This window comes from Streptomyces sp. P17 (genome assembly GCF_032436805.1).
Lineage (GTDB): Bacteria > Actinomycetota > Actinomycetes > Streptomycetales > Streptomycetaceae > Streptomyces.
Genome location: NZ_JAVRBF010000024.1, coordinates 1 through 23,831, shown reverse-complemented (window position 1 = coordinate 23,831; position 23,831 = coordinate 1). Strand labels below are relative to the sequence as shown.

Annotated in this window: 21 protein-coding genes; 19 read left to right on the top strand and 2 right to left on the bottom strand. The window is 70.8% G+C overall.

What is annotated here, in order from left to right:
- Window positions 1–145 precede the first annotated feature (145 nt).
- From RMT89_RS17295 to nusB, 3 genes are read left to right on the top strand one after another with little or no spacing between them, the layout of a single operon-like run.
- Window positions 146–1,252, top strand: a complete 1,107-nt coding sequence (locus tag RMT89_RS17295) for an aminopeptidase P family protein (protein ID WP_315884648.1) — start codon at window positions 146–148, stop codon at window positions 1,250–1,252.
- 49 nt (window positions 1,253–1,301) lie between these two features.
- Window positions 1,302–1,868: an elongation factor P gene (gene efp, locus RMT89_RS17290; protein ID WP_015661807.1), complete on the top strand. Its 567-nt coding sequence runs from the start codon at window positions 1,302–1,304 to the stop codon at window positions 1,866–1,868.
- A gap of 2 nt (window positions 1,869–1,870) precedes the next feature.
- Window positions 1,871–2,305: a transcription antitermination factor NusB gene (nusB, locus tag RMT89_RS17285; protein WP_315884647.1), complete on the top strand. Its 435-nt coding sequence runs from the start codon at window positions 1,871–1,873 to the stop codon at window positions 2,303–2,305.
- 163 nt (window positions 2,306–2,468) lie between these two features.
- Here the strand turns inward: nusB and bldD are convergent, their stop codons facing one another.
- Complete coding sequence (bldD, locus tag RMT89_RS17280) at window positions 2,469–2,969, bottom strand: transcriptional regulator BldD (protein WP_003956405.1); 501 nt, start codon at window positions 2,967–2,969, stop codon at window positions 2,469–2,471.
- A 252-nt stretch (window positions 2,970–3,221) separates the two neighbouring features.
- Between bldD and pyrR the strand changes: the two genes are divergently transcribed.
- The 14 genes from pyrR to RMT89_RS17210 all read left to right on the top strand — a co-directional run bounded on the left by pyrR (window position 3,222) and on the right by RMT89_RS17210 (window position 19,759).
- Window positions 3,222–3,779 carry a bifunctional pyr operon transcriptional regulator/uracil phosphoribosyltransferase PyrR gene (gene pyrR, locus RMT89_RS17275; RefSeq protein WP_315884646.1) on the top strand — a complete coding sequence of 186 codons (558 nt, stop codon included), beginning with the start codon at window positions 3,222–3,224 and terminating at the stop codon, window positions 3,777–3,779.
- Window positions 3,780–3,863: 84 nt separating this feature from the next.
- Entirely contained in the window at window positions 3,864–4,841 is a 978-nt protein-coding gene (locus RMT89_RS17270; protein WP_315884645.1) for an aspartate carbamoyltransferase catalytic subunit, read from the top strand.
- 5 nt (window positions 4,842–4,846) lie between these two features.
- Window positions 4,847–6,133, top strand: coding sequence for a dihydroorotase (locus tag RMT89_RS17265; protein ID WP_315884644.1), 1,287 nt, complete (start codon window positions 4,847–4,849; stop codon window positions 6,131–6,133).
- A complete protein-coding gene (locus RMT89_RS17260) occupies window positions 6,130–6,690 on the top strand; it encodes a hypothetical protein (RefSeq protein WP_315884643.1) in 561 nt (186 codons plus the stop codon). Before RMT89_RS17265 ends, RMT89_RS17260 begins: the two co-directional genes overlap by 4 nt.
- Entirely contained in the window at window positions 6,687–7,829 is a 1,143-nt protein-coding gene (gene carA / locus RMT89_RS17255) for a glutamine-hydrolyzing carbamoyl-phosphate synthase small subunit (RefSeq protein WP_315884642.1), read from the top strand. Before RMT89_RS17260 ends, carA begins: the two co-directional genes overlap by 4 nt.
- The gene (gene carB / locus RMT89_RS17250; RefSeq protein WP_315884641.1) at window positions 7,822–11,130 is read left to right on the top strand and encodes a carbamoyl-phosphate synthase large subunit; all 3,309 of its coding nucleotides are present in this window, start codon (window positions 7,822–7,824) and stop codon (window positions 11,128–11,130) included. The genes carA and carB overlap by 8 nt, the downstream gene beginning before the upstream one ends.
- 68 nt (window positions 11,131–11,198) lie before the next feature.
- On the top strand, window positions 11,199–12,305 hold the full coding sequence (locus RMT89_RS17245) for a quinone-dependent dihydroorotate dehydrogenase (protein ID WP_315884721.1): 1,107 nt from the start codon (window positions 11,199–11,201) through the stop codon (window positions 12,303–12,305).
- Complete coding sequence (gene pyrF, locus RMT89_RS17240) at window positions 12,302–13,135, top strand: orotidine-5'-phosphate decarboxylase (protein ID WP_315884640.1); 834 nt, start codon at window positions 12,302–12,304, stop codon at window positions 13,133–13,135. The genes RMT89_RS17245 and pyrF overlap by 4 nt, the downstream gene beginning before the upstream one ends.
- A gap of 343 nt (window positions 13,136–13,478) precedes the next feature.
- Window positions 13,479–13,802: an integration host factor gene (locus tag RMT89_RS17235; protein ID WP_003977346.1), complete on the top strand. Its 324-nt coding sequence runs from the start codon at window positions 13,479–13,481 to the stop codon at window positions 13,800–13,802.
- A gap of 60 nt (window positions 13,803–13,862) precedes the next feature.
- Complete coding sequence (gene gmk, locus RMT89_RS17230) at window positions 13,863–14,420, top strand: guanylate kinase (RefSeq protein ID WP_315884639.1); 558 nt, start codon at window positions 13,863–13,865, stop codon at window positions 14,418–14,420.
- 50 nt (window positions 14,421–14,470) lie between these two features.
- Window positions 14,471–14,743, top strand: a complete 273-nt coding sequence (gene rpoZ, locus RMT89_RS17225) for a DNA-directed RNA polymerase subunit omega (RefSeq protein ID WP_003988945.1) — start codon at window positions 14,471–14,473, stop codon at window positions 14,741–14,743.
- Between the two features lie 100 nt (window positions 14,744–14,843).
- On the top strand, window positions 14,844–16,046 hold the full coding sequence (coaBC, locus tag RMT89_RS17220) for a bifunctional phosphopantothenoylcysteine decarboxylase/phosphopantothenate--cysteine ligase CoaBC (RefSeq protein WP_315884638.1): 1,203 nt from the start codon (window positions 14,844–14,846) through the stop codon (window positions 16,044–16,046).
- Between the two features lie 239 nt (window positions 16,047–16,285).
- Window positions 16,286–17,494: a methionine adenosyltransferase gene (metK, locus tag RMT89_RS17215; RefSeq protein ID WP_315884637.1), complete on the top strand. Its 1,209-nt coding sequence runs from the start codon at window positions 16,286–16,288 to the stop codon at window positions 17,492–17,494.
- A gap of 108 nt (window positions 17,495–17,602) precedes the next feature.
- Window positions 17,603–19,759, top strand: a complete 2,157-nt coding sequence (locus tag RMT89_RS17210; RefSeq protein WP_315884636.1) for a primosomal protein N' — start codon at window positions 17,603–17,605, stop codon at window positions 19,757–19,759.
- A gap of 550 nt (window positions 19,760–20,309) precedes the next feature.
- Here the strand turns inward: RMT89_RS17210 and RMT89_RS17205 are convergent.
- A complete protein-coding gene (locus RMT89_RS17205; RefSeq protein ID WP_315884635.1) occupies window positions 20,310–20,852 on the bottom strand; it encodes a hypothetical protein in 543 nt (180 codons plus the stop codon).
- Between the two features lie 413 nt (window positions 20,853–21,265).
- Here RMT89_RS17205 and fmt point away from each other — a divergent pair, with 413 nt between their 5' ends.
- Window positions 21,266–22,198, top strand: a complete 933-nt coding sequence (gene fmt / locus RMT89_RS17200; RefSeq protein ID WP_315884634.1) for a methionyl-tRNA formyltransferase — start codon at window positions 21,266–21,268, stop codon at window positions 22,196–22,198.
- 85 nt (window positions 22,199–22,283) lie between these two features.
- Window positions 22,284–23,702 (top strand): transcription antitermination factor NusB, encoded by a 1,419-nt coding sequence (locus tag RMT89_RS17195; protein WP_315884633.1) that lies wholly within the window; start codon window positions 22,284–22,286, stop codon window positions 23,700–23,702.
- The last annotated feature ends 129 nt before the right edge of the window (window positions 23,703–23,831 follow it).

Below are 23,831 nucleotides of genomic sequence, written 5' to 3'. Positions count from 1 at the left end.
GCTCCGCCGCGCTGTATCGATGTGCGGCTCCGCCGCGTGGGCGCGACAAGCCCCCACCGACCCGCACCCGGCGGAACGACCGCAACCGCCCCCCACTCGGCCCTCCCGAACGGCGCCGCACCTACAAGACTCCTACGCTCGTGTCATGTCAGAGGTGTACGCCACCCGAAGATCCCGCCTGCGGGACCACTGCCAAGCCGGCGGCAGCCACTCCGCTCTGGTCACCCGCCCCGCCAACGTCCGCTACCTGGCGGGCGCGGCCCCCAAGGACGCCGTCCTGCTGATCGGCCGTACCGAGGACGTCCTGGTGTGCACCGGCCCGCCGGACGACCGCCCCACCGAGGGCCGCCCGGACGAGGCGCTGCGCGTGCACAGGCTCCCCGGCGCCGGAGGTGACCCCGCGGTGGCCGCCGCCGATCTCGCCGGAGGACAGCGCGCCGAATCCCTGGCCGTGGAGGAGCATCACCTCACCGTCGCCCGGTACAGAGCCATCAGCTCCGTCGTGCCCCGGCTGCGCCTCGCGGAGCTGGGCGGAGCCGTCGAGCAGCTCAGGGTGGTGAAGGACGAGGAGGAGATCTCCTGCCTGCGCATCGGCGCCGAGATCGCCGACCAGGCCCTGGGCGAGCTCCTGGAGTCCATCCTCGTCGGCCGCACGGAACGGCATCTCGCGCTGGAGCTGGAACGCCGTCTGGTCGACCACGGCGCGGACGGCCCCGCCTTCGCGACGTCCGTCGCCACCGGCCCCAACTCCGGCAAACGCGCCCACCGGCCCACCGACCGACGGGTCGAGGAGGGCGACTTCCTCTCCGTCTGTCTGGGCGCCACCTACCGCGGCTACCGCTGCGAGATCGGCCGTACCTTCGTCATCGGCACCTCACCGGCGGACTGGCAGATCGAGCTGTACGACCTCGTCTTCGCCGCTCAGCGTGCCGGCCGGGAGACCCTCGCACCCGGCGCCGCCTACCGCGACGTGGACCGCGCGGCCCGCCAGGTGCTGGACTCCGCGGGCCATGCGGAGGGCCTGCCGCCGCTCACCGGCCATGGCGTCGGGCTCGAAATCGACGAGGACCCGCAGTTGGCCCCCGCGGCCATGGGTAAACTGGACGCTTGCGTGCCGGTCACCGTCGAACCGGGGGTCCACCTCCCGGGCCGGGGCGGCGTCCGGATCGATGACACGCTCGTCGTCCGCCCCGAGGCGGACGGCGGACCCGAGCTACTCACCATCACGACCAAGGAGCTGCTCGCGCTGTAGGAGTGCGTGCGCCGGGGTCGTCCACGTCAGTCCAGGAGATTCCGCAACCGTGGCTTCCACGAACGACCTCAAGAACGGCATGGTGCTCAAGCTCGAAGGCGGCCAGCTCTGGTCCGTCGTCGAGTTCCAGCACGTCAAGCCCGGCAAGGGCCCGGCCTTCGTGCGCACCAAGCTCAAGAACGTGCTCTCCGGCAAGGTCGTCGACAAGACGTTCAACGCCGGTGTCAAGGTCGAGACGGCCACTGTCGACAAGCGCGACATGCAGTTCTCGTACATGGACGGCGAGTACTTCGTCTTCATGGACATGGAGACCTACGACCAGCTGATGGTCGACCGCAAGGCCGTCGGCGACGCCGCCAACTTCCTGATCGAGGGCTTCACCGCCACCGTCGCGCAGCACGAGGGCGAGGTGCTCTTCGTCGAGCTGCCGGCCGCCGTCGAGCTCGTCATCCAGGAGACCGAGCCGGGCGTCCAGGGCGACCGCTCCACCGGTGGCACCAAGCCCGCCACGCTGGAGACCGGCCACCAGATCCAGGTCCCGCTCTTTATCACCACCGGTGAGAAGATCAAGGTCGACACCCGCACGAGCGACTACCTCGGCCGGGTGAACAGCTAACCGTGGCTGCCCGCAACACGGCCCGCAAGCGTGCCTTCCAGATCCTCTTCGAGGGCGACCAGCGCGGCGCCGACGTCCTGACGGTCCTCGCGGACTGGGTCCGGCTCTCCCGGGCCGACACCCGGCAGCCGCCGGTGAGCGAGTACACGATGCAGCTGGTCGAGGGCTACGCGGAGCACGCGCGGCGCATCGACGAGCTGATCGCGCAGTACTCGGTCGGCTGGACCCTCGACCGGATGCCGGTCGTCGACCGCAACATCCTGCGGCTCGGCGCCTACGAGCTGATCTGGGTCGACGAGACCCCGGACGCCGTCGTGCTCGACGAGATGGTGCAGCTTGCCAAGGAGTTCTCCACGGACGAGTCGCCCTCGTTCGTCAACGGCCTCCTCGGCCGGTTCAAGGAGCTCAAGCCCTCGCTGCGCCGGGACGAGGCGTAGGGGCACCAGGAATCGCCGGAGGGCCCGCAGCGGCATGCTGCGGGCCTCCGGCGTTGCTGTGTGTACGTGCGGGCCTCAGGCCCGTACAAAGCCGCCGGGGTGGCCGGAACCGTGAAGGTTCCGGCCACCCCGGCGGCACGTTTCTGCTCAGTCGGCAGAAGGGTCAGCTCTCCTCGTGGGACACCGCGCGACGGGCGTCGGCGTCCAGCACGCCCCAGCTGATCAGCTGCTCGGTCAGGACCGAGGGGGACTGGTCGTAGATGACGGCGAGTGTGCGCAGGTCGTCCTGGCGGATCGAGAGCACCTTGCCGTTGTAGTCACCGCGCTGGGACTGGATCGTCGCGGCGTAGCGCTGGAGGGGGCCCGCCTTCTCGGCCGGGACGTGGGCCAGTCGCTCCAGGTCCAGGACCAGCTTCGGCGGCGGCTCGGCGGCCCCGCCGGGCGTGGTGCCGGGCAGCAGCTCCTGCACCGGAACGCCGTAGAAATCCGCCAGCTCGGCAAGGCGCTGTACGGTCACGGCACGGTCGCCGCGCTCGTACGAACCGACCACCACGGCCTTCCAGCGTCCCTGGGACTTCTCCTCGACACCGTGGAGGGAAAGGCCCTGCTGGGTGCGGATGGCCCGGAGCTTGGCCCCGAGCTGTTTGGCGTATTCGCTGGACATATAGCTCCCCGGACACTGTGTCGACGCGGCCGGCCGTCTTCCTGCCGCGCGGCTGGTAACTCACTGTGAGGTTACGCAGCGTGACTCTTCTGCGTCAAGCCGAATGGTCCACACCGACTCTTCCGTGGCAGCGAGCACCGATTGGGCCAAGGGGGTGAACCGGGTCCGTTTCCCGGCCTGCTACGGTGGATGACGCAAACCCGGCGTCCTTTAAGGTCCGTCCCGTGAGGCGGAGAAGGAGGTCCTTTTCGTATGGACACGCAAGCGTCCGATGCGCGGCCCGTTCTCGAAGGCCCCGACATCGCGCGGGTACTGACCCGCATCGCCCACGAGATCGTCGAGCGCGCCAAGGGCGCCGACGACGTGGTGCTCCTCGGCATTCCGACCCGGGGCGTCTTCCTCGCCCGGCGGCTGGCCGCGAAGCTCGAAGAGATCACCGAGCGCAAGATCCCGGTCGGCTCGCTCGACATCACCATGTACCGGGACGACCTGCGCATGCACCCGCCGCGTGCGCTCGCCCGCACCGAGATCCCCGGTGACGGGCTCGACGGCCGCCTCGTCGTCCTCGTCGACGACGTGCTCTTCTCCGGCCGCACCATCCGCGCCGCCCTCGACGCGCTGGGCGACATCGGCCGGCCGCGCGCCGTGCAGCTCGCCGTGCTCGTCGACCGCGGCCACCGCGAACTGCCCATCCGCGCCGACTACGTCGGCAAGAACCTCCCCACGTCGTTGCGGGAGACGGTCAAGGTCCAGCTCACCGAGGAGGACGGTCGCGACACCGTGCTGCTCGGTGTGAAGCCGACCCAGTAGCAGACGGATCGCGCACGCCCCTTCGGCGTGCCCTCGCCTGCCCCGAATCTCCCGATATCTGAACTGCCTTACGGAGCCTGACAGATGCAGCGTCATCTCATCTCGGCCGCCGACCTCACCCGCGACGACGCCGTCCAGATCCTCGACACCGCCGAGGAGATGGCCCGGGTGGCCGACCGGCCCATCAAGAAGCTGCCGACCCTGCGCGGCCGCACCATCGTCAACCTCTTCTTCGAGGACTCCACGCGCACGCGTATCTCCTTCGAGGCCGCAGAGAAGCGACTGTCCGCGGACGTCATCAACTTCTCCGCCAAGGGATCCAGCGTGTCCAAGGGCGAGTCCCTCAAGGACACCGCACAGACGCTGGAGGCCATGGGCGTCGACGCCGTGGTCATCCGGCACGGCGCCTCGGGAGCGCCGTACCGGCTCGCCAACTCCGGCTGGATCGACGCGGTCGTCATCAACGCCGGTGACGGCACCCACCAGCACCCGACCCAGGCCCTGCTGGACGCCTTCACCATGCGCCGCCGGCTCGTCGGCCGGGACGCCGGGATCGGCCAGGACCTGGCCGGCAAGCGGATCACGCTCGTCGGCGACGTCCTGCACAGCCGGGTCGCCCGCTCCAACGTCGACCTGCTGCACACCCTCGGCGCCGAAGTCACCCTCGTCGCCCCGCCGACCCTGGTGCCGGTCGGTGTCGGGACCTGGCCCTGCGAGGTGTCGTACGACCTGGACAGCACGCTGCCCAAGTCCGACGCGGTGATGATGCTGCGCGTGCAGCGCGAGCGGATGAACGCCGCGTTCTTCCCCACCGAGCGCGAGTACTCGCGGCGCTACGGCCTCGACGGCGACCGGATGGCGAAGATGCCCGAGCACGCCATCGTGATGCACCCGGGCCCGATGGTGCGGGGCATGGAGATCACCGCCGAGGTCGCCGACTCCGAGCGCTGCACCGCCATCGAGCAGGTCGCAAACGGAGTCTCCATCCGGATGGCCGTTCTGTATCTGCTGCTGGGCGGCAACCAGCCCGCCGTCACCCACACCCGTATCGAGGAGAAGTAAGACAGATGAGCAAGATCCTGATCCGTGGTGCGAAGGTGCTCGGCGGCGAGCCGCAGGACGTGCTGATCGACGGCGAGGTGATCGCCGAGGTGGGCGTCGGCCTGTCGGCCGAGGGTGCCGAGGTCGTCGAGGCGGCCGGCCAGGTGCTGCTGCCGGGCCTGGTAGATCTGCACACCCATCTGCGTGAGCCCGGCCGCGAGGACTCCGAGACCGTCCTGACCGGCACGCGCGCGGCGGCCAGCGGCGGCTACACCGCCGTGTTCGCCATGGCCAACACGTTCCCCGTCGCCGACACCGCCGGTGTGGTCGAGCAGGTCTACCGGCTCGGCCGGCAGCACGGCTACTGCGATGTGCAGCCCATCGGTGCCGTGACCATCGGCCTGGAGGGCAAGAAGCTCGCCGAGCTCGGCGCCATGCACGAGTCGGCCGCCGGTGTCACCGTCTTCTCCGACGACGGCAAGTGCGTCGACGACGCCGTGATCATGCGCCGGGCGCTGGAGTACGTGAAGGCCTTCGGCGGGGTTGTCGCCCAGCACGCCCAGGAGCCGCGGCTGACCGAGGGCGCCCAGATGAACGAGGGCGTCGTCTCCGCGGAGCTGGGGCTCGGCGGCTGGCCAGCGGTGGCCGAGGAATCGATCATCGCCCGGGATGTCCTGCTCGCCGAGCACGTCGGTTCCCGCGTCCACATCTGCCACCTGTCGACCGCAGGGTCGGTGGAGATCGTGCGCTGGGCCAAGTCCCGCGGCATCGACGTCACCGCCGAGGTCACCCCGCACCACCTCCTGCTCACCGACGAGCTGGTGCGGACGTACAACCCGGTCTACAAGGTCAACCCGCCGCTGCGCACCGAGCGTGATGTGCTGGCGCTGCGCGAGGCGCTCGCCGACGGCACGATCGACATCGTCGCCACCGACCACGCCCCGCACCCGCACGAGGACAAGGACTGCGAGTGGGCCGCGGCCGCCATGGGCATGGTCGGTCTGGAGACCGCGTTGTCAGTGGTCCAGGAGACGATGGTGGACACCGGGCTCCTCACCTGGGCCGGGGTCGCCGAGCGCATGTCCTTCAAGCCCGCCGAGATCGGGCAGGCGAAGGGCCACGGCCGTCCCGTCTCGGCTGGTGAGCCCGCCAACCTCACGCTCGTCGACACGGAATACCGTGGGTCGGTGGACCCCAGGGGCTTCGCCTCGCGCAGCCGCAACACTCCGTACGAGGGGCGTGAGCTGCCGGGCCGTGTGACGCACACGTGGCTCCGGGGCAAGGCCACGCTCGTCGACGGGAAGCTCACGTGACACCACTTCTGACCATCGCCGCCGAACAGAAGTCGGCCGAGGTGACCGACTGGGCCGCCCGCATCGGCTGGCTCGTCGGCCTCGCCCTCTTCGTCGCGCTCGTCTACTGGCTGATGCGCGAGGGCTGGAAATGGCGCGGCACGCTCCAGGGCGACCTCCCGGAGCTGTCCAGCGCGCCTGATGAGCCGGGGCCGGTGAGACTGAGCATGAGCGGCCGTTACCACGGCTCCACCACCGCCGGGCAGTGGCTCGACCGCATCGTGGCGCACGGCCTGGGCACGCGCAGCCGGGTCGAGCTGACGCTGACGGATGCGGGCCTGCACGCCGTACGCCCCGGGGCGAGCGACTTCTTCGTCCCGGCCGGACAGCTGCGCGAGGCCCGGCTCGACAAGGGCATCGCCGGCAAGGTACTGACCGAGGGCGGACTGCTCGTGGTGACCTGGGCGCACGGCGACCGGCTGATCGACTCCGGCTTCCGCTCGGACACGGCCGCCGAGCATACCGAGTGGGTCGACACCCTGAACCAAATGATCAACAACACGGAAGGCGCACGATGACGACCTCCACAAGGGGAGCCACCAAGGTTCCCGCCGTCCTCGTCCTGGAGGACGGCCGGATCTTCCGCGGCCGTGCCTACGGGGCCGTGGGGGTGACCTTCGGCGAGGCCGTGTTCTCCACCGGCATGACCGGCTACCAGGAGACCCTCACCGACCCGTCGTACCACCGCCAGGTCGTCGTGATGACCGCCCCGCACGTCGGCAACACCGGCGTCAACGACGAGGACCCGGAGTCGAAGCAGATCTGGGTCGCCGGCTATGTCGTGCGCGACCCCGCGCGCGTGCCGTCCAACTGGCGCTCCCGGCGCTCGCTGGACGACGAGCTGCGCCAGCAGGGCGTCGTCGGGATCTCCAACATCGACACGCGCGCGCTCACCCGCCATCTGCGGGAGCGCGGCGCCATGCGCGTCGGCATCTTCTCCGGCCACGCGCTGCCCGACGAGGGCACCATGCTCGCCGAGGTGCGCCAGGCCCCCGAGATGAAGGGCGCCGACCTCTCGGCCGAGGTCGCGACCAAGGAGGCGTACGTCGTCCCCGCGATCGGCGAGAAGAAGTTCACCGTCGCCGCCGTGGACCTCGGCATCAAGGGCATGACCCCGCACCGGATGGCCGAGCGCGGCATCGAGGTGCACGTGCTGCCCGCCACGGCGACCGCCGAGGACGTGTTCGCCATCAACCCGGACGGCGTGTTCTTCTCCAACGGTCCGGGCGACCCGGCCACCGCCGACCACCCGGTCTCCGTGATGCGGGCGGTCCTGGAGCGCGGCACCCCGCTGTTCGGCATCTGCTTCGGCAACCAGATCCTGGGCCGCGCGCTCGGCTTCGGCACCTACAAGCTGAAGTACGGCCACCGCGGCATCAACCAGCCGGTGCAGGACCGTACGACCGGCAAGGTCGAGGTCACCGCGCACAACCACGGCTTCGCCGTCGACGCCCCGACCGACCAGGTCTCCGACACCCCCTACGGCCGCGCCGAGGTCTCCCACGTCTGCCTCAACGACAACGTGGTGGAGGGTCTTCAGCTCCTCGACCGCCCGGCCTTCAGCGTCCAGTACCACCCCGAAGCGGCAGCGGGTCCGCACGACGCCGCCTACCTGTTCGACCGCTTCGTTTCCCTGATGGAGGGCCAGCGTGCCTAAGCGCACCGATATCCAGTCCGTCCTGGTCATCGGCTCCGGCCCGATCGTCATCGGCCAGGCCGCCGAGTTCGACTACTCCGGCACGCAGGCATGCCGTGTGCTCAAGGCCGAGGGCCTGCGCGTCATCCTGGTCAACTCCAACCCGGCGACGATCATGACCGACCCGGAGATCGCCGACGCCACCTATGTCGAGCCGATCACCCCGGAGTTCGTCGAGAAGATCATCGCCAAGGAGCGCCCGGACACCCTGCTGCCCACCCTGGGCGGCCAGACGGCCCTGAACACCGCGATCTCGCTGCACGAGGCGGGGACGCTGGAGAAGTACGGCGTGGAGCTCATCGGCGCCAATGTCGAGGCCATCAACAAGGGCGAGGACCGCGACCTCTTCAAGGAGGTCGTCGAGGCCGTCCGCCAGAAGATCGGCCACGGCGAGTCCGCCCGCTCGGTCATCTGCCACTCCATGGACGACGTCCTCAAGGGCGTCGAGACCCTCGGCGGCTACCCGGTCGTCGTCCGCCCCTCCTTCACCATGGGCGGCGCCGGCTCCGGCTTCGCGCACGACGAGGAGGAGCTGCGCCGCATCGCCGGCCAGGGTCTGACCCTGTCTCCCACCACCGAGGTGCTCCTGGAGGAGTCCATCCTCGGCTGGAAGGAGTACGAGCTGGAGCTGATGCGCGACAAGCACGACAACGTCGTGGTCGTCTGCTCCATCGAGAACTTCGACCCCATGGGCGTGCACACCGGTGACTCCATCACCGTCGCCCCGGCGATGACGCTGACCGACCGCGAGTACCAGACCCTGCGCGACATCGGCATCGCCGTCATCCGCGAGGTCGGCGTCGACACCGGCGGCTGCAACATCCAGTTCGCGGTGAACCCCGAGGACGGCCGGGTCATCGTCATCGAGATGAATCCGCGCGTGTCGCGCTCCTCGGCCCTCGCCTCCAAGGCGACCGGCTTCCCGATCGCCAAGATCGCGGCCAAGCTCGCCGTCGGCTACACCCTCGACGAGATCCCGAACGACATCACCCAGGAGACCCCGGCCTCCTTCGAGCCCACGCTCGACTACGTGGTCGTCAAGGCCCCGCGTTTCGCCTTCGAGAAGTTCCCGTCCGCCGACTCCACGCTGACGACCACCATGAAGTCGGTCGGCGAGGCCATGGCGATCGGCCGCAACTTCACCGAGGCGTTCCAGAAGGCACTGCGCTCGCTGGAGAGGAAGGGCAGCCAGTTCACGTTCGTCGGCGACCCAGGCGACAAGTCCGCGCTGCTCGCGGAGTCCGTCCGCCCCACCGACGGCCGCATCAACACCGTCATGCAGGCCATCCGCGCGGGCGCCACGCCCGAGGAGGTCTTCGAGTACACGAAGATCGACCCCTGGTTCGTCGACCAGCTCTTCCTCATCAAGGAGACCGCCGACGAGCTCGCCGAGGCGCGTGAGCTGACCCCCGAGCTGCTCGCCGAGGCCAAGCGGCACGGTTTCTCCGACCAGCAGATCGGCGAGATCCGCGGGCTGCGCGAGGACGTCGTCCGCGAGGTGCGGCACGCGCTCGGCATCCGCCCGGTCTACAAGACGGTCGACACCTGTGCCGCCGAGTTCGCCGCGAAGACGCCGTACTTCTACTCGTCCTACGACGAGGAGACCGAGGTCGCCCCGCGCGAGAAGCCCGCGGTGATCATCCTCGGCTCCGGCCCAAACCGCATCGGCCAGGGCATCGAGTTCGACTACTCCTGCGTTCACGCCTCCTTCGCGCTGAGCGACGCCGGGTACGAGACCGTGATGGTCAACTGCAACCCGGAGACCGTCTCCACGGACTACGACACCTCCGACCGCCTGTACTTCGAGCCGCTGACGCTGGAGGACGTGCTGGAGATCGTCCACGCGGAGTCCCTCGCCGGTCCGGTCGCGGGCGTGGTGGTCCAGCTCGGCGGCCAGACCCCGCTGGGCCTCGCGCAGGCCCTGAAGGACAACGGCGTCCCGATCGTCGGCACCTCCCCGGAGGCGATCCACGCCGCCGAGGACCGCGGCGCCTTCGGCCGCGTGCTGCAGGAGGCCGGCCTCCCGGCCCCCAAGCACGGCACCGCCACCACCTTCGCCGAGGCCAAGGCCATCGCCGACGAGATCGGCTACCCGGTCCTGGTGCGGCCGTCGTACGTCCTCGGCGGGCGCGGCATGGAGATCGTCTACGACGAGACCCGGCTGTCGTCCTACATCGCCGAGTCGACCGAGATCAGCCCCACCCGGCCGGTGCTCGTCGACCGCTTCCTGGACGACGCGATCGAGATCGACGTGGACGCGCTCTACGACGGCGAGGAGCTCTACCTCGGCGGCGTGATGGAGCACATCGAGGAGGCCGGCATCCACTCCGGCGACTCCGCGTGCGCGCTCCCCCCGATCACGCTCGGCGGCTTCGACATCAAGCGCCTGCGGGCCTCCACCGAGGCCATCGCCCGCGGCGTCGGCGTCCGCGGCCTGATCAACATCCAGTTCGCGATGGCCGGGGACATCCTCTACGTCCTGGAGGCCAACCCGCGCGCGTCCCGCACCGTCCCCTTCACCTCGAAGGCGACCGCGGTGCCGCTGGCCAAGGCCGCCGCCCGGATCTCGCTGGGCGCGACCATCGCCGAACTGCGGGCCGAGGGGCTGCTGCCGCGCACCGGGGACGGCGGCGAACTGCCGCTGGACGCGCCGATCTCCGTCAAGGAGGCCGTCATGCCGTGGTCGCGCTTCCGCGACATCCACGGCCGCGGCGTCGACACGGTCCTCGGCCCGGAGATGCGCTCCACCGGCGAGGTCATGGGCATCGACTCCGTCTTCGGCACGGCGTACGCCAAGTCGCAGGCGGGCGCCTACGGCCCGCTGCCCACCAAGGGCCGCGCCTTCATCTCGGTGGCCAACCGCGACAAGCGGTCGGTGATCTTCCCGGCCCGTGAGCTGGTCGCGCACGGCTTCGAGCTGCTGGCCACCTCCGGCACCGCCGAGGTCCTCAAGCGCAACGGCATCACCGCCTCCGTGGTCCGCAAGCAGTCCGAGGGCATCGGCCCGAACGGCGAGAAGACCATCGTCCAGCTCATCCACGACGGCGAGGTCAACCTCATCGTCAACACCCCGTACGGCACCGGCGGCCGCCTCGACGGCTATGAGATCCGTACGGCGGCCGTGGCGCGGTCCGTGCCGTGTCTGACGACCGTGCAGGCGCTGGCCGCCGCGGTGCAGGGCATCGACGCCCTCAACCACGGCGACGTGGGCGTCCGTTCGCTCCAGGAACACGCGGAACACCTGACCGCGGCCCGCGACTAGCAGCCCTGAGGGGGACACCGGAAACGGTGTCCCCCTCTTGGTGAGGACACCACTTCTCGGTGAGGACCATGTACAAGATCTTCTTCAACCTCGTCTTCAAGCGGATGGACCCGGAGCGCGCGCACCACCTCGCCTTCCGCTGGATCCGGCTCACCGTGCGCATCCCGGTGCTGCGCACCTTCATCGCCGCCACGCTCGCGCCCCGCCACAAGGAGCTGCGCACCGAGGCCTTCGGGCTGCGGATGCACGGGCCGTTCGGGCTCGCCGCCGGCTTCGACAAGAACGCCGTCGCCATCGACGGGATGTCGATGCTCGGCTTCGACCACGTCGAGATCGGCACCGTCACCGGGGAGGCACAGCCCGGCAACCCCAAGAAGCGGCTCTTCCGGCTCGTACCGGACCGGGCGCTGATCAACCGCATGGGCTTCAACAACGAGGGCTCGCCGGCCGTCGCCGCCCGTCTGGCCTCCCGTACGCCCGTCTTCAACACGGTCGTCGGTGTGAACATCGGCAAGACCAAGGTGGTTCCGGAGGCCGAGGCGGTCGGCGACTACGTGAAGTCGACCGAGCGGCTGGCACCGTACGCCGACTACCTCGTCGTGAACGTCTCCTCGCCGAACACGCCAGGGCTGCGCAACCTCCAGGCCACCGAGGCGCTGCGGCCGCTGCTGAGCGCGGTGCGCGAGGCCGCCGACCGTACCGTCACCACGCGTCGAGTCCCGCTGCTGGTCAAGATCGCGCCGGACCTCGCCGACGAGGACATCGATGCCGTGGCCGACCTCGCCGTCGAGCTCGGCCTGGACGGGATCATCGCCACCAACACCACCATCGCGCGCGAGGGGCTCGGTCTGACCTCCGCTCCCGCCCTGGTCCAGGAGACCGGCGGCCTGTCCGGCGCCCCGCTCAAGGCGCGCTCCCTGGAGGTGCTGCGCCGCCTGTACGCGCGCGTGGGCGACCGCATCACCCTGGTGGGCGTGGGCGGCATCGAGAACGCCGAGGACGCCTGGCAGCGCATCCTGGCCGGCGCCACGCTGGTCCAGGGGTACAGCGCCTTCATCTACGAGGGGCCCTTCTGGGGCCGTGCCATCCACAAGGGGCTCGCCGCCCGCCTGCGCACCAGCCCGTACGCCACCCTCGCCGACGCGGTCGGCGCCGACGTAAGGAAGGCCGCATGACTCTGGAACCCTTCGGCGCACGGCTGCGCCGCGCCATGGATGAGCGGGGCCCGCTGTGCGTCGGCATCGACCCGCACGCCTCGCTGCTCTCGGAGTGGGGTCTGAACGACGACATCGCCGGTCTGGAGCGGTTCAGCCGTACGGTCGTCGAGGCGCTGGCCGACCGGGTCGCCGTACTGAAGCCGCAGAGCGCGTTCTTCGAGCGCTTCGGGTCGCGCGGGGTCGCCGTCCTGGAGAAGTCGGTCGAGGAGGCCCGCGCGGCCGGCGCGCTGGTCGTGATGGACGCCAAGCGCGGCGACATCGGCTCGACCATGGCCGCCTACGCCGAGTCCTTCCTGCGCAAGGACTCCCCGCTGTTCTCGGACGCGCTGACCGTCTCACCGTATCTCGGCTACGGGTCGCTCTCGCCGGCCGTGGCGCTCGCGCGCGAGAGCGGCGCGGGGCTGTTCGTGCTGGCGCTGACCTCCAACCCGGAGGGCGGCGAGGTCCAGCACGCGGTGCGGGCCGACGGGCGCACGGTGGGCGCGACCATGCTGGCCCACCTCGCCGCCGAGAACGAGGGGGAGGAGCCGCTCGGTTCCTTCGGAGCGGTCGTCGGCGCCACGCTCGGCGACCTGTCGTCCTACGACCTGAGGATCAACGGTCCGCTCCTGGCGCCCGGCATCGGCGCCCAGGGAGCCACGCCGGCGGACCTTCCCCGGGTCTTCGGGGCGGCGGTGCGCAATGTCGTGCCGAACGTCAGCCGGGGGGTGCTGCGGCACGGTCCCGATGTCGGCGCGCTGCGTGCGGCGGCGGAGCGGTTCGCGGAGGAGATCCGGGCAGCGGTGTAAGTCGGCCGTGTGGGTCGTCCCTGAGGGGCGGCGGAGATATTTAGACGCTTGTTCGAGTCCTCCGACGAGTGGCCACGGGCCGACTTGAGTCTGAATACATCCTCAAATCAGGGGCAGTATGTCTGAAATATCCGTCCTGGCGGAGGCTGACCAGGACTTTTCCGCTGTTCTCGCTGACTCTGGCGGACTTGCCCGCTAGTCTCCGAGCAGTGGGGGCACCCCCACACCCTTTAGGTAGTGGGGGACAGTGGGCAAGCGTGTTGCTCGTGGCTCCCCAGGTGTGGGGCGACTAGGTTCCTCACCGGTCCGTATCCGACAGTTCAACATCCGAGGTGACGTAGGCGTGGCTCTTCCGCCCCTTACCCCTGAACAGCGCGCAGCCGCGCTCGAAAAGGCCGCCGCGGCTCGCCGGGAGCGGGCCGAGGTCAAGAATCGACTCAAGCACTCCGGCGCCTCCCTTCACGAGGTCATCAAGCAGGGCCAGGAGAACGACGTCATCGGCAAGATGAAGGTCTCCGCCCTTCTTGAGTCTCTGCCGGGCGTGGGCAAGGTCCGCGCCAAGCAGATCATGGAGCGACTCGGCATCTCCGAGAGCCGCCGCGTGCGTGGCCTCGGTTCCAACCAGATCGCGTCCCTGGAGCGTGAGTTCGGCAGCACCGGCTCCTGATCCCGGGCACTGCCGGGAAGGAAGTCCCGGGCACCCCGGGATTGCTGGAATAATCGCTGCATGAGTGAACGTTCGCGGCTGACCGTGCTCTCCGGCCCCTCAGGGGTCGGCAAGAGCACGGTCGTCGCCCATATGCGCAAGGAACACCCCGAGGTCTGGCTCTCGGTGTCGGCGACGACCCGCAAGCCCCGCCCCGGCGAGAAGCACGGAGTCCACTACTTCTTCGTCACCGACGAGGAGATGGACAAGCTGATCGCCAACGGCGAGCTGCTGGAGTGGGCCGAGTTCGCCGGCAACCGCTACGGCACGCCGCGCGCGGCCGTGCTGGAGCGCCTGGAGGCGGGTGAGCCCGTCCTGCTGGAGATCGACCTCCAGGGCGCCCGGCAGGTCCGCGAGTCCATGGCGGAATCTCATCTGGTGTTTCTGGCTCCTCCCTCCTGGGAGGAGCTGGTGCGCAGGCTCACCGGCCGGGGCACCGAGCCGCCCGAGGTGATCGAGCGTCGGCTGCGGGCGGCGACGGTCGAACTGGCCGCCGAGCCGGAGTTCGACGTGACCTTGGTCAACACCTCCGTCGAGGACGTGGCGCGCGAGCTGCTAGCCTTGATGGACGTTGTGTGATCGTCTCTGATCGCCTGACCGAATCTTTCCCATCCATCGGAAGGTAGAGCGTGTCCTCTTCCATCTCCGCGCCCGAGGGCATCATCAACCCGCCGATCGACGAGTTGCTTGAGGCCACCGACTCGAAGTACAGCCTGGTGATCTACGCGGCCAAGCGGGCCCGCCAGATCAACGCGTACTACTCGCAGCTCGGCGAGGGCCTCCTTGAGTACGTCGGTCCGCTCGTCGACACCCACGTCCACGAGAAGCCGCTCTCGATCGCCCTGCGCGAGATCAACGCGGGACTGCTGACGTCCGAGGCTGTTGAGGGCCCGGCGCAGTAATATTTCCTGCTTGCAGCAGTCTTTTCCACAGGCCCGGCAGCACGACTGCCGGGCCTGTGGTGTGTGATGGGGGAGTACGTTTCCGAGCCGGGGAGAGACCGTGGACAAGCCGAGGGTCGTTCTGGGGGTGAGCGGTGGTATCGCCGCGTACAAGGCCTGTGAGCTGCTGCGAAGGCTCACGGAGTCGGGACATGACGTACGCGTCGTGCCCACCGCCTCCGCGCTGCACTTCGTCGGCGCCGCCACCTGGTCGGCCCTGTCCGGCAACCCCGTCTCGACCGAGGTGTGGGACGACGTCCACGAGGTGCCGCACGTCCGCATCGGCCAGCACGCCGACCTCGTCGTGGTCGCCCCGGCCACCGCGGACATGCTCGCCAAGGCCGCGCACGGCCTCGCCGACGACCTGCTGACCAGCACCCTGCTCACCGCCCGCTGCCCGGTCGTCTTCGCCCCGGCCATGCACACGGAGATGTGGGAGCACCCGGCCACCCAGGAGAACGTGGCGACGCTGCGCCGTCGCGGCGCCGTCGTCATCGAACCGGCCGTCGGCCGCCTCACCGGTGTCGACACCGGCAAGGGCCGGCTGCCGGACCCGGGGGAGATCTTCGAGATCTGCCGCCGGGTCCTGGCCAGAGGCGTCACCGAGCCCGACCTCAAGGGGCGGCACGTCGTCGTGAGCGCCGGCGGCACCCGCGAGCCCCTGGACCCGGTCCGCTTCCTCGGCAACCGCTCCTCCGGCAAGCAGGGCTACGCCCTCGCCCGCACCGCCGCCGCGCGGGGCGCCCGCGTCACGCTGATCGCCGCGAACACGGGGCTGCCGGACCCGGCTGGGGTGGACCTCGTCCCGGTCGGTACGGCCGTACAGCTGCGGGAGGCGGTGCTGAAGGCGGCCGCCGACGCCGACGCGGTCGTCATGGCGGCGGCTGTCGCGGACTTCCGCCCCGAGACGTACGCCGCCGGAAAGATCAAGAAGAAGGACGGCCAGGACCCGGATCCGATCGTGCTGGTGCGGAATCCGGACATCCTCGCGGAGATCTCCGCGGACCGGGCCCGCCCCGGCCAGGTGGTCGTCGGATTCGCCGCCGAGACGGACGAGGTGCTGGCCAACGGCCGTGCCAAGCTGCAGCGCAAGGGCTGCGACCTGCTCGTGGTGAACGAGGTGGGGGAGCGCAAGACCTTCGGCTCCGAGGAGAACGAGGCCGTGGTGCTGGGCGCCGACGGCACCGAGACGCCCGTGCCGTACGGCCCCAAGGAGGCCCTGGCCGAAACCGTGTGGGATCTGGTGGCCGGGCGCCTGAGCTGAATGCCGCATTCGCTTCACGGACTCCTGAAACCCCGCACATTGGGGCGTGGCGCCCCTGGTCACGCCGTGGGAGATTGGGCAGAATGCCCGTGCCGCAGGTCACAGCGCTCCCGAGAGGCGAGACAGGTGGGCCCGTGGCCGAGCGCGACCGATAAACTGTTCTCGGACGACGCCGGGCGCAGCCCCCGAGCCCGTCCGCCAATGATCAGCCAGCAGCCGCTGCAACCCCAGGGAGCGTTGTGTCCCGTCGCCTGTTCACCTCGGAGTCCGTGACCGAGGGTCACCCCGACAAGATCGCTGACCAGATCAGCGACACCATTCTCGACGCGCTTCTGCGTGAGGACCCGACCTCCCGGGTCGCCGTCGAGACGCTGATCACCACCGGCCTGGTGCACGTGGCCGGCGAGGTCACGACCAAGACGTACGCGGACATCGCGACGCTGGTCCGCAACAAGATCCTGGAGATCGGCTACGACTCCTCGAAGAAGGGCTTCGACGGCGCTTCCTGTGGTGTCTCGGTGTCCATCGGCGCGCAGTCCCCGGACATCGCGCAGGGCGTCGACACGGCGTACGAGAGCCGGGTCGAGGGCGACGAGGACGAGCTGGACAAGCAGGGCGCCGGTGACCAGGGCCTGATGTTCGGCTACGCGACGGACGAGACGCCGACGCTGATGCCGCTGCCGATCTTCCTCGCGCACCGCCTGTCGAAGCGCCTGTCCGAGGTCCGCAAGAACGGCACCATCCCCTACCTGCGCCCCGACGGCAAGACGCAAGTCACCATCGAGTACGACGGTGACAAGGCCGTCCGTCTCGACACGGTGGTCGTGTCCTCGCAGCACGCCTCCGACATCGACCTGGAGTCGCTGCTCGCCCCCGACATCCGCGAGTTCGTCGTGGAGCCGGAGCTGAAGGCGCTCCTGGACGAGGGCATCAAGCTGGACACCGAGGGCTACCGTCTGCTGGTCAACCCGACCGGACGCTTCGAGATCGGCGGCCCGATGGGCGACGCCGGCCTCACCGGCCGCAAGATCATCATCGACACGTACGGCGGCATGGCCCGCCACGGCGGCGGCGCCTTCTCCGGCAAGGACCCGTCCAAGGTGGACCGCTCGGCCGCCTACGCGATGCGCTGGGTCGCCAAGAACGTCGTGGCGGCCGGCCTGGCCTCCCGCTGCGAGGTCCAGGTGGCGTACGCCATCGGCAAGGCCGAGCCGGTCGGTCTGTTCGTCGAGACCTTCGGCACCGCCAAGATCGACGCCGAGAAGATCGAGAAGGCGATCGACGAGGTCTTCGACCTCCGCCCGGCCGCGATCATCCGCGACCTCGACCTGCTCCGCCCGATCTACGCCCAGACGGCCGCGTACGGCCACTTCGGCCGCGAGCTCCCCGAGTTCACCTGGGAGCGCACGGACCGCGTGGACGCACTGCGCGCGGCGGCGGGGCTGTAAGCCTCCGACCTCTCACGGCTGACGAGGCCCGGTGTCCCTTGGGGGTGCCGGGCCTCGGCGTTTGTCCGCGTGGCGCCGCTGTCAGTGGCATTTGGTAAGAATGCAGGTGTGAGCAGCGAGGATGGGCAGGTCGGTGGTGGGGCTGAGGGGGCGCCGCCTGAGCAGCTCGCGTTCATTCGGGAGAGTGTGCGTCAGGCCAAGGGGCCTCGGGCCAAGCCTCGGACCTGGCGGGGGGCCGCGCTTGCTCCGGAGTTGCCTGTTGCGCGGGTGCTGGTGGACAAGGGGGTGCTGCATCTTGATCGGTATTTCGACTATGCGGTGCCTGAGGAGCTGGATGCCGACGCTCAGCCCGGGGTGCGGGTGCGGGTGCGGTTCGGGGCCGGGCGGCATCGGGTGCGGGACGGGCGTCGTGAGGGTGGGGGGCTGATCGACGGGTTTCTTGTCGAGCGGCTGGCCGAATCCGACTACTCGGGGCCGTTGGCCGCGCTGGCTCAGGTCGTGTCGCCGGAGCGGGTGCTCGATGAGGAACTGCTGGCGTTGGCTCGGGCTGTCGCGGACCGGTATGCGGGGAGTCTGGCCGATGTGCTTCAGCTCGCTGTTCCGCCGCGGAGCGCTCGGGCCGAGCAGCGGCCCTCTCCTGAGCCGTTGCCTGCGCCGGCGGCGCCTGAGGTCGGGTCCTGGGGGCGGTACGAGCAGGGGGGTGCGTTTCTGCAGGCGCTGGCCTCGGGCGGGGCGCCTCGGGCCGTGTGGAATGCCTTGCCCGGGCCTGAGTGGAGCGAGGAGATCGCCCGGGTTGTCGCGGCGACGCTCGCGTCGGGGCGTGGGGCGTTGGCCGTGGTGCCGGACGGGCGGGCTGTCGCTCGGGTCGATGCCGCGTTGACCGCGCTGCTGGGGGAGGGGCGGCATGCCGTGCTCACCGCCGACGCCGGGCCCGAGAAGCGGTATCGGGAGTGGCTCGCGGTGCGGCGGGGGTCTGTGCGGGCCGTCGTGGGGACTCGGGCCGCTGTGTTCGCGCCGGTGCGGGATCTTGGGCTGGTGGTCATCTGGGACGACGGGGACGACAGTCACAGTGAGCCGCATGCTCCTCAGCCGCATGCGCGTGATGTGTTGTTGCTGCGGGCCGCTCAGGACAAGTGTGCGTTTTTGCTGGGGGGTTGGAGCTGCACCGTCGAGGCCGCGCAGCTTGTGGAGAGCGGGTGGGCTCGGCCGATCGTCGCCGGCCGGGAGCAGGTGCGGGGGGCTGCGCCGCTGGTGCGGACGGTGGGGGACGGTGATCTTGCCCGGGACGAGGCCGCGCGGGCGGCTCGGTTGCCCACGCTGGCCTGGCAGGTCGTCAGGGATGCGTTGCGGCAGGGGCCGGTGTTGGTGCAGGTGCCTCGGCGGGGGTATGTGCCGCGGTTGGCGTGTGCCAACTGTCGGGCGCCTGCTCGGTGTCGGCACTGTGCGGGGCCGTTGGAGGCGCAGGACGCCGGGGTGTTGCGGTGTGGGTGGTGCGGGCGTGACGAAGGCGCCTGGCACTGTGCGGAGTGTGGGGGGTTTCGGCTTCGCGCGCAGGTGGTGGGGGCTCGCAGGACCGCGGAGGAGTTGGGGCGGGCGTTCCCGGCTGTGCCGGTGCGGACGTCCGGGCGGGAGCATGTGCTGGACACCGTGCCGGGGGGGCCTGCGCTGGTGGTGAGTACGCCGGGGGCTGAGCCGGTGGCGGAGGGGGGGTACGCCGCGGCGCTGCTGCTGGACGGGTGGGCCATGCTGGGGCGGCCTGATCTGCGGGCCGGGGAGGATGCGTTGCGGCGGTGGATCGGGGCGGCCGCGCTGGTGCGGCCGCAGGGTGTCGGGGGGACCGTGGTGGTGGTGGCCGAGCCGACCCTGCGGCCTGTGCAGGCGCTCGTGCGGTGGGATCCCGTGGGGCATGCGGTGCGGGAGCTGGCGGAGCGGGCCGAGCTGGGGTTTCCGCCGGTGTCCCGGATGGCGGCGGTGTCGGGGGTCGCGGAGGCTGTGGGGGAGTTTCTGCGGGCTGCGGAACTGCCTGAGGAGGCGGAGGTGTTGGGGCCTGTGGCGGTGCCTGTTACGGCGCCCGGGCGTCCTCGGCGGGTTGGGGGGCCGCCGCCGGGGGAGCGGTGGGAGCGGGCGCTGGTTCGGGTGCCGCCGGGGAAGGGGGCGGCGTTGGCCGCTGCGCTGAAAGCTGCGCAGGCTGCTCGGATGGCTCGGGGTGGGGCTGGTGGGGAGGCGGCGGTTCGGGTGCGGATTGATCCGCCGGATATTGGGTGACCTGGGGTGGGGTTCGCTTGCCAGTTTTGCAGGTGTGCGGTCGGTTTGGGTGCCGTGGGGTGCGCTCGCCCGCGTTGGCGGTGTGCGGTTGGTTTCGGGTGGCGTGGGGTGCGCTCGCCCGCGTTGGCGGGGTGCCGCTGCGCCCACCCGTGCCGCCCCAGCGGCACGACTGCCCGTAGCGGCGGTGGGTGAGCGGAGCGGTGGGCCGCGGGTACGTGGGTTGGATGGCGCTGCTGTGCCCGCCCGTGCGGTCCCGCATGGCTGCCCGTAGCGGCGGTGGGTGAGCGGAGCGGTGGGCCGCGGGTACGTGGGTTGGATGGCGCTGCTGTGCCCGCCCCTGCGGCCCTGCATGACTGTCAGCGGCGGCGGCGGCGGCGGTGAGCGGAGTGGCGGTTGGCCACGCGGTTGGATGGCGCTGCTGTGCCGCCCCCGCATCCCTGCATGACCGTCAGCGGCGGCGGTGGGTGAGCGGAGAGGCGGCAGCCCGCCCGCGCCCCCGTCCTCCCGATGTCGGCGCGGGAGGACGGGGGCCGGGGGCCGGAGCGGGGCGTCAGCCGTTGCGGGGGGCTGGGAAGGCTGGGGGGCGGGGGTCTTCTCGGAAGGTGGGGGTTGTGGCTGTGGGCTGGGTGGGCATGGACCTTGCTGCGGGGACCGTGGGGACCGACGGGATGCCCGTGTTGACGCTCACCGTTCGGGTGCTCGTCGGCTCTGTCGTGCGCTCGGCCTCGGCTGCCGCCTGAGTCGCGGCGCGGCGGGAGCCGTAGCGGCGGTGGACCGCCTGCTTGGTCACGCCGAGGGCGGAGCCCACCGCGTCCCACGAGAAGCCGAGTGAGCGGTCGAAGTCCACGGCCGCCGTCACCAGGGTCTCGACACTGTCCCGCAGCTCCTGGGCGAGACGTACCGTCGGGGCGGGGGCGCGTCCGTAGACGACGAAGCCCGTGGACGGGCCGGAGCGGCGCGGGCGGTAGACGTTGCCCAACTGGGCGGTGAGCGTGCGCAATGCGTCCACCTGCCGGCGGACCCGCTCGATGTCCCGCACCAGCAAGTGCAGGCTGGCCCGAGCCTGGGCGTCGTGGGTTGCGTGGTCGGCCATGAACAAGCCTCTCGAACCGGCGTTGAAAAGGATAGGGCCGCGCGATGTGCGGCCCGTTGTGGTCAACTCTTTCTTGACCAACGCGGATTCGCTCCGCTGGTCACGCAGAGGGGGCGTACCGGCATATGCGTGCGCCGGGGGGTGCCCCTCATCAGCGGTCAAGCGGTGCCCCGAAGCCCGGCGGCAACACCCCCCAGGTCATCCGTACGACAGGGGGCACACAGCCATACCGGGCCCGGGGGCCAGGCGCCCCATTGCGGGGCCACGGAAAAGGTAACGGGGTGCGCCGGGCGGCCATCGGCTCGCGTCGGCGGCGGCTTTCCCCTCGTGGCCGGGCAACCCCTCGGCCCCTCGCCCCAATAGACTGGTGTGTTGCCCCTTCCAACCCCCGACCGAGAGGCCCGCACGCACCCATGAAGCTTGTCTTCGCCGGTACCCCCGAGGTCGCCGTTCCCGCTCTGGACGCTCTTCTCGCCTCCGGGCGGCATGAGGTGGCTGCCGTTGTCACGCGGCCCGATGCTCCTGCCGGACGGGGGCGGAGGCTGGTGGCCTCTCCCGTGGCCGAGCGGGCCGAGGAGGCCGGGATCGAGGTGCTGAAGCCCGTCAAGCCGCGGGATCCGGAGTTTCTGGAGCGGCTCAGGGAGATCGCGCCGGACTGCTGTCCTGTTGTCGCCTATGGGGCCCTTCTGCCGCGCGTCGCCCTCGACATCCCGGCCCACGGCTGGGTCAACCTGCACTTCTCGCTGCTGCCCGCCTGGCGCGGTGCCGCCCCTGTGCAGCACGCCATCATGGCCGGGGACGAGATCACCGGCGCCACGACCTTCCTCATCGAGGAAGGGCTCGACTCCGGGCCCGTCTACGGGACGGTGACCGAGTCCATCCGGCCCACCGACACCAGCGGCGACCTGCTGACCCGGCTCGCCTTCGCCGGCGCCGGGCTGCTCGCCGCGACCATGGACGGGATCGAGGACGGCTCCCTGAAGGCCGTACCGCAGCCGGGCGAGGGGATCAGCCTGGCCCCGAAGGTCAATGTCGAGGACGCCCACATCGACTGGACCGCCCCCGCGCTGCGCGTCGACCGGGTCGTACGCGGCTGCACCCCGGCGCCCGGCGCCTGGACCGTCTTCCGCGGTGAGCGGCTCAAGCTCATCCAGGTCCAGCCGGTGCCGGACCGGACCGAGCTCGCGCCGGGCGCGCTCGCCGTCGGCAAGAACACGGTGCACGTCGGCACCGGGTCGTACGCCGTCGAGCTGCTGTGGGTGCAGGCCCAGGGCAAGAAGCCGATGCGGGCGGCCGACTGGGCGCGCGGCGTGCGGATCGCCGACGGGGAGCGCCTCGGGGCCTGACCTGCCGCGCACCGGGCGCCCGGTGCGACGTAGGCTGGACACACACTTCAGCAAGCGTCATCCAGCAATCCGGAGCACCTTTTTCGTGAGCGACACCTCCCGTCGGCCCCGCAAACCCGGCAAGCCCTACCGGCGGCCCAAGAAGGACCCCGTCCGCGTTCTCGCCTTCGAGGCCCTGCGGGCCGTGGACGAGCGGGACGCGTACGCCAACCTCGTGCTGCCGCCGCTGTTGCGCAAGGCGCGGGAGCAGGGTGACTTCGACGGGCGGGATGCCGCCCTCGCCACCGAGCTGGTGTACGGGACGCTGCGCCGGCAGGGGACGTACGACGCCGTCATCGCCGCGTGTGTCGACCGGCCGCTGCGGGAGGTCGACCCGCCGGTGCTCGATGTGCTGAGCCTCGGGGCGCACCAGCTGCTCGGGACGCGGATTCCGACGCACGCCGCGGTGTCCGCCTCCGTCGAGCTCGCCCGGGTCGTACTCGGCGACGGGCGGGCCAAGTTCGTGAACGCCGTGCTGCGCAAGGTCTCCCAGCACGACCTCGACGAGTGGATCGAGCGGGTCGCGCCGCCCTACGACGACGACCCCGAGGACCATCTCGCTGTCGTGCACTCGCATCCGCGCTGGGTCGTCTCCGCTCTGTGGGACTCGCTCGGCGGCGGACGCGCCGGGATCGAGCGGCTGCTGGAGGCCGACAACGAGCGGCCCGAGGTGACGCTGGTCGCCCGGCCGGGGCGGGCCACCACCGACGAGCTCCTCGGCGAGGACGCCGCGGTGCCGGGGCGCTGGTCGCCGTACGCGGTCAGGCTTGCCGAGGGTGGTGAACCCGGCGCGATCGAGGCCGTACGCGAGGGACGTGCCGGGGTGCAGGACGAGGGCAGCCAGCTCGTCGCTCTCGCGCTGGCCAACGCTCCGCTCGACGGGCCCGATGAGAAGTGGCTCGACGGATGTGCCGGGCCCGGCGGCAAGGCCGCGCTGCTCGCCGCGCTCGCCGCCGGACGCGGGGCCGTGCTGCTCGCCTCCGAGAAGCAGCCGCACCGGGCCGGGCTCGTCGCCAGGGCCCTCGACGGCAACCCCGGGCCGTATCAGGTCATCGCCGCCGACGGGACGCGGCCGCCGTGGCGGCCCGGCTCTTTCGACCGGGTGCTGATGGACGTGCCGTGCACCGGTCTCGGCGCCCTGCGGCGGCGGCCGGAGGCGCGGTGGCGGCGCAGGCCCGAGGACCTCGACGGGTTCGCGCCGCTCCAGCGGGGCCTGCTGCGCACGGCGCTCGACTCCGTGCGGGTCGGCGGGGTCGTCGGATATGCCACCTGTTCCCCGCATCTCGCCGAGACCCGCGCTGTCGTCGACGACGTGCTCAAGCAGCACCCGGGCGCGGAACTGATCGACGCCCGCCCGCTGCTGCAGGGCGTGCCGGACCTGGGCGACGGGCCCGACGTACAGCTGTGGCCGCATCTGCACGGGACCGACGCGATGTATCTGGCGCTGATCCGGCGGACTGTCTGACTAGTGCGCTGCCGGGGGCCGGACCTCGTAGTCGGCGCTGATTCGGCGGACCGTCTGAGGAGTGCGTTGCCGGGGGTCGGACCCCGTAGCCGAGGCTGATCTGGCGGACCCGTCTGAGGAGTGCGTTGC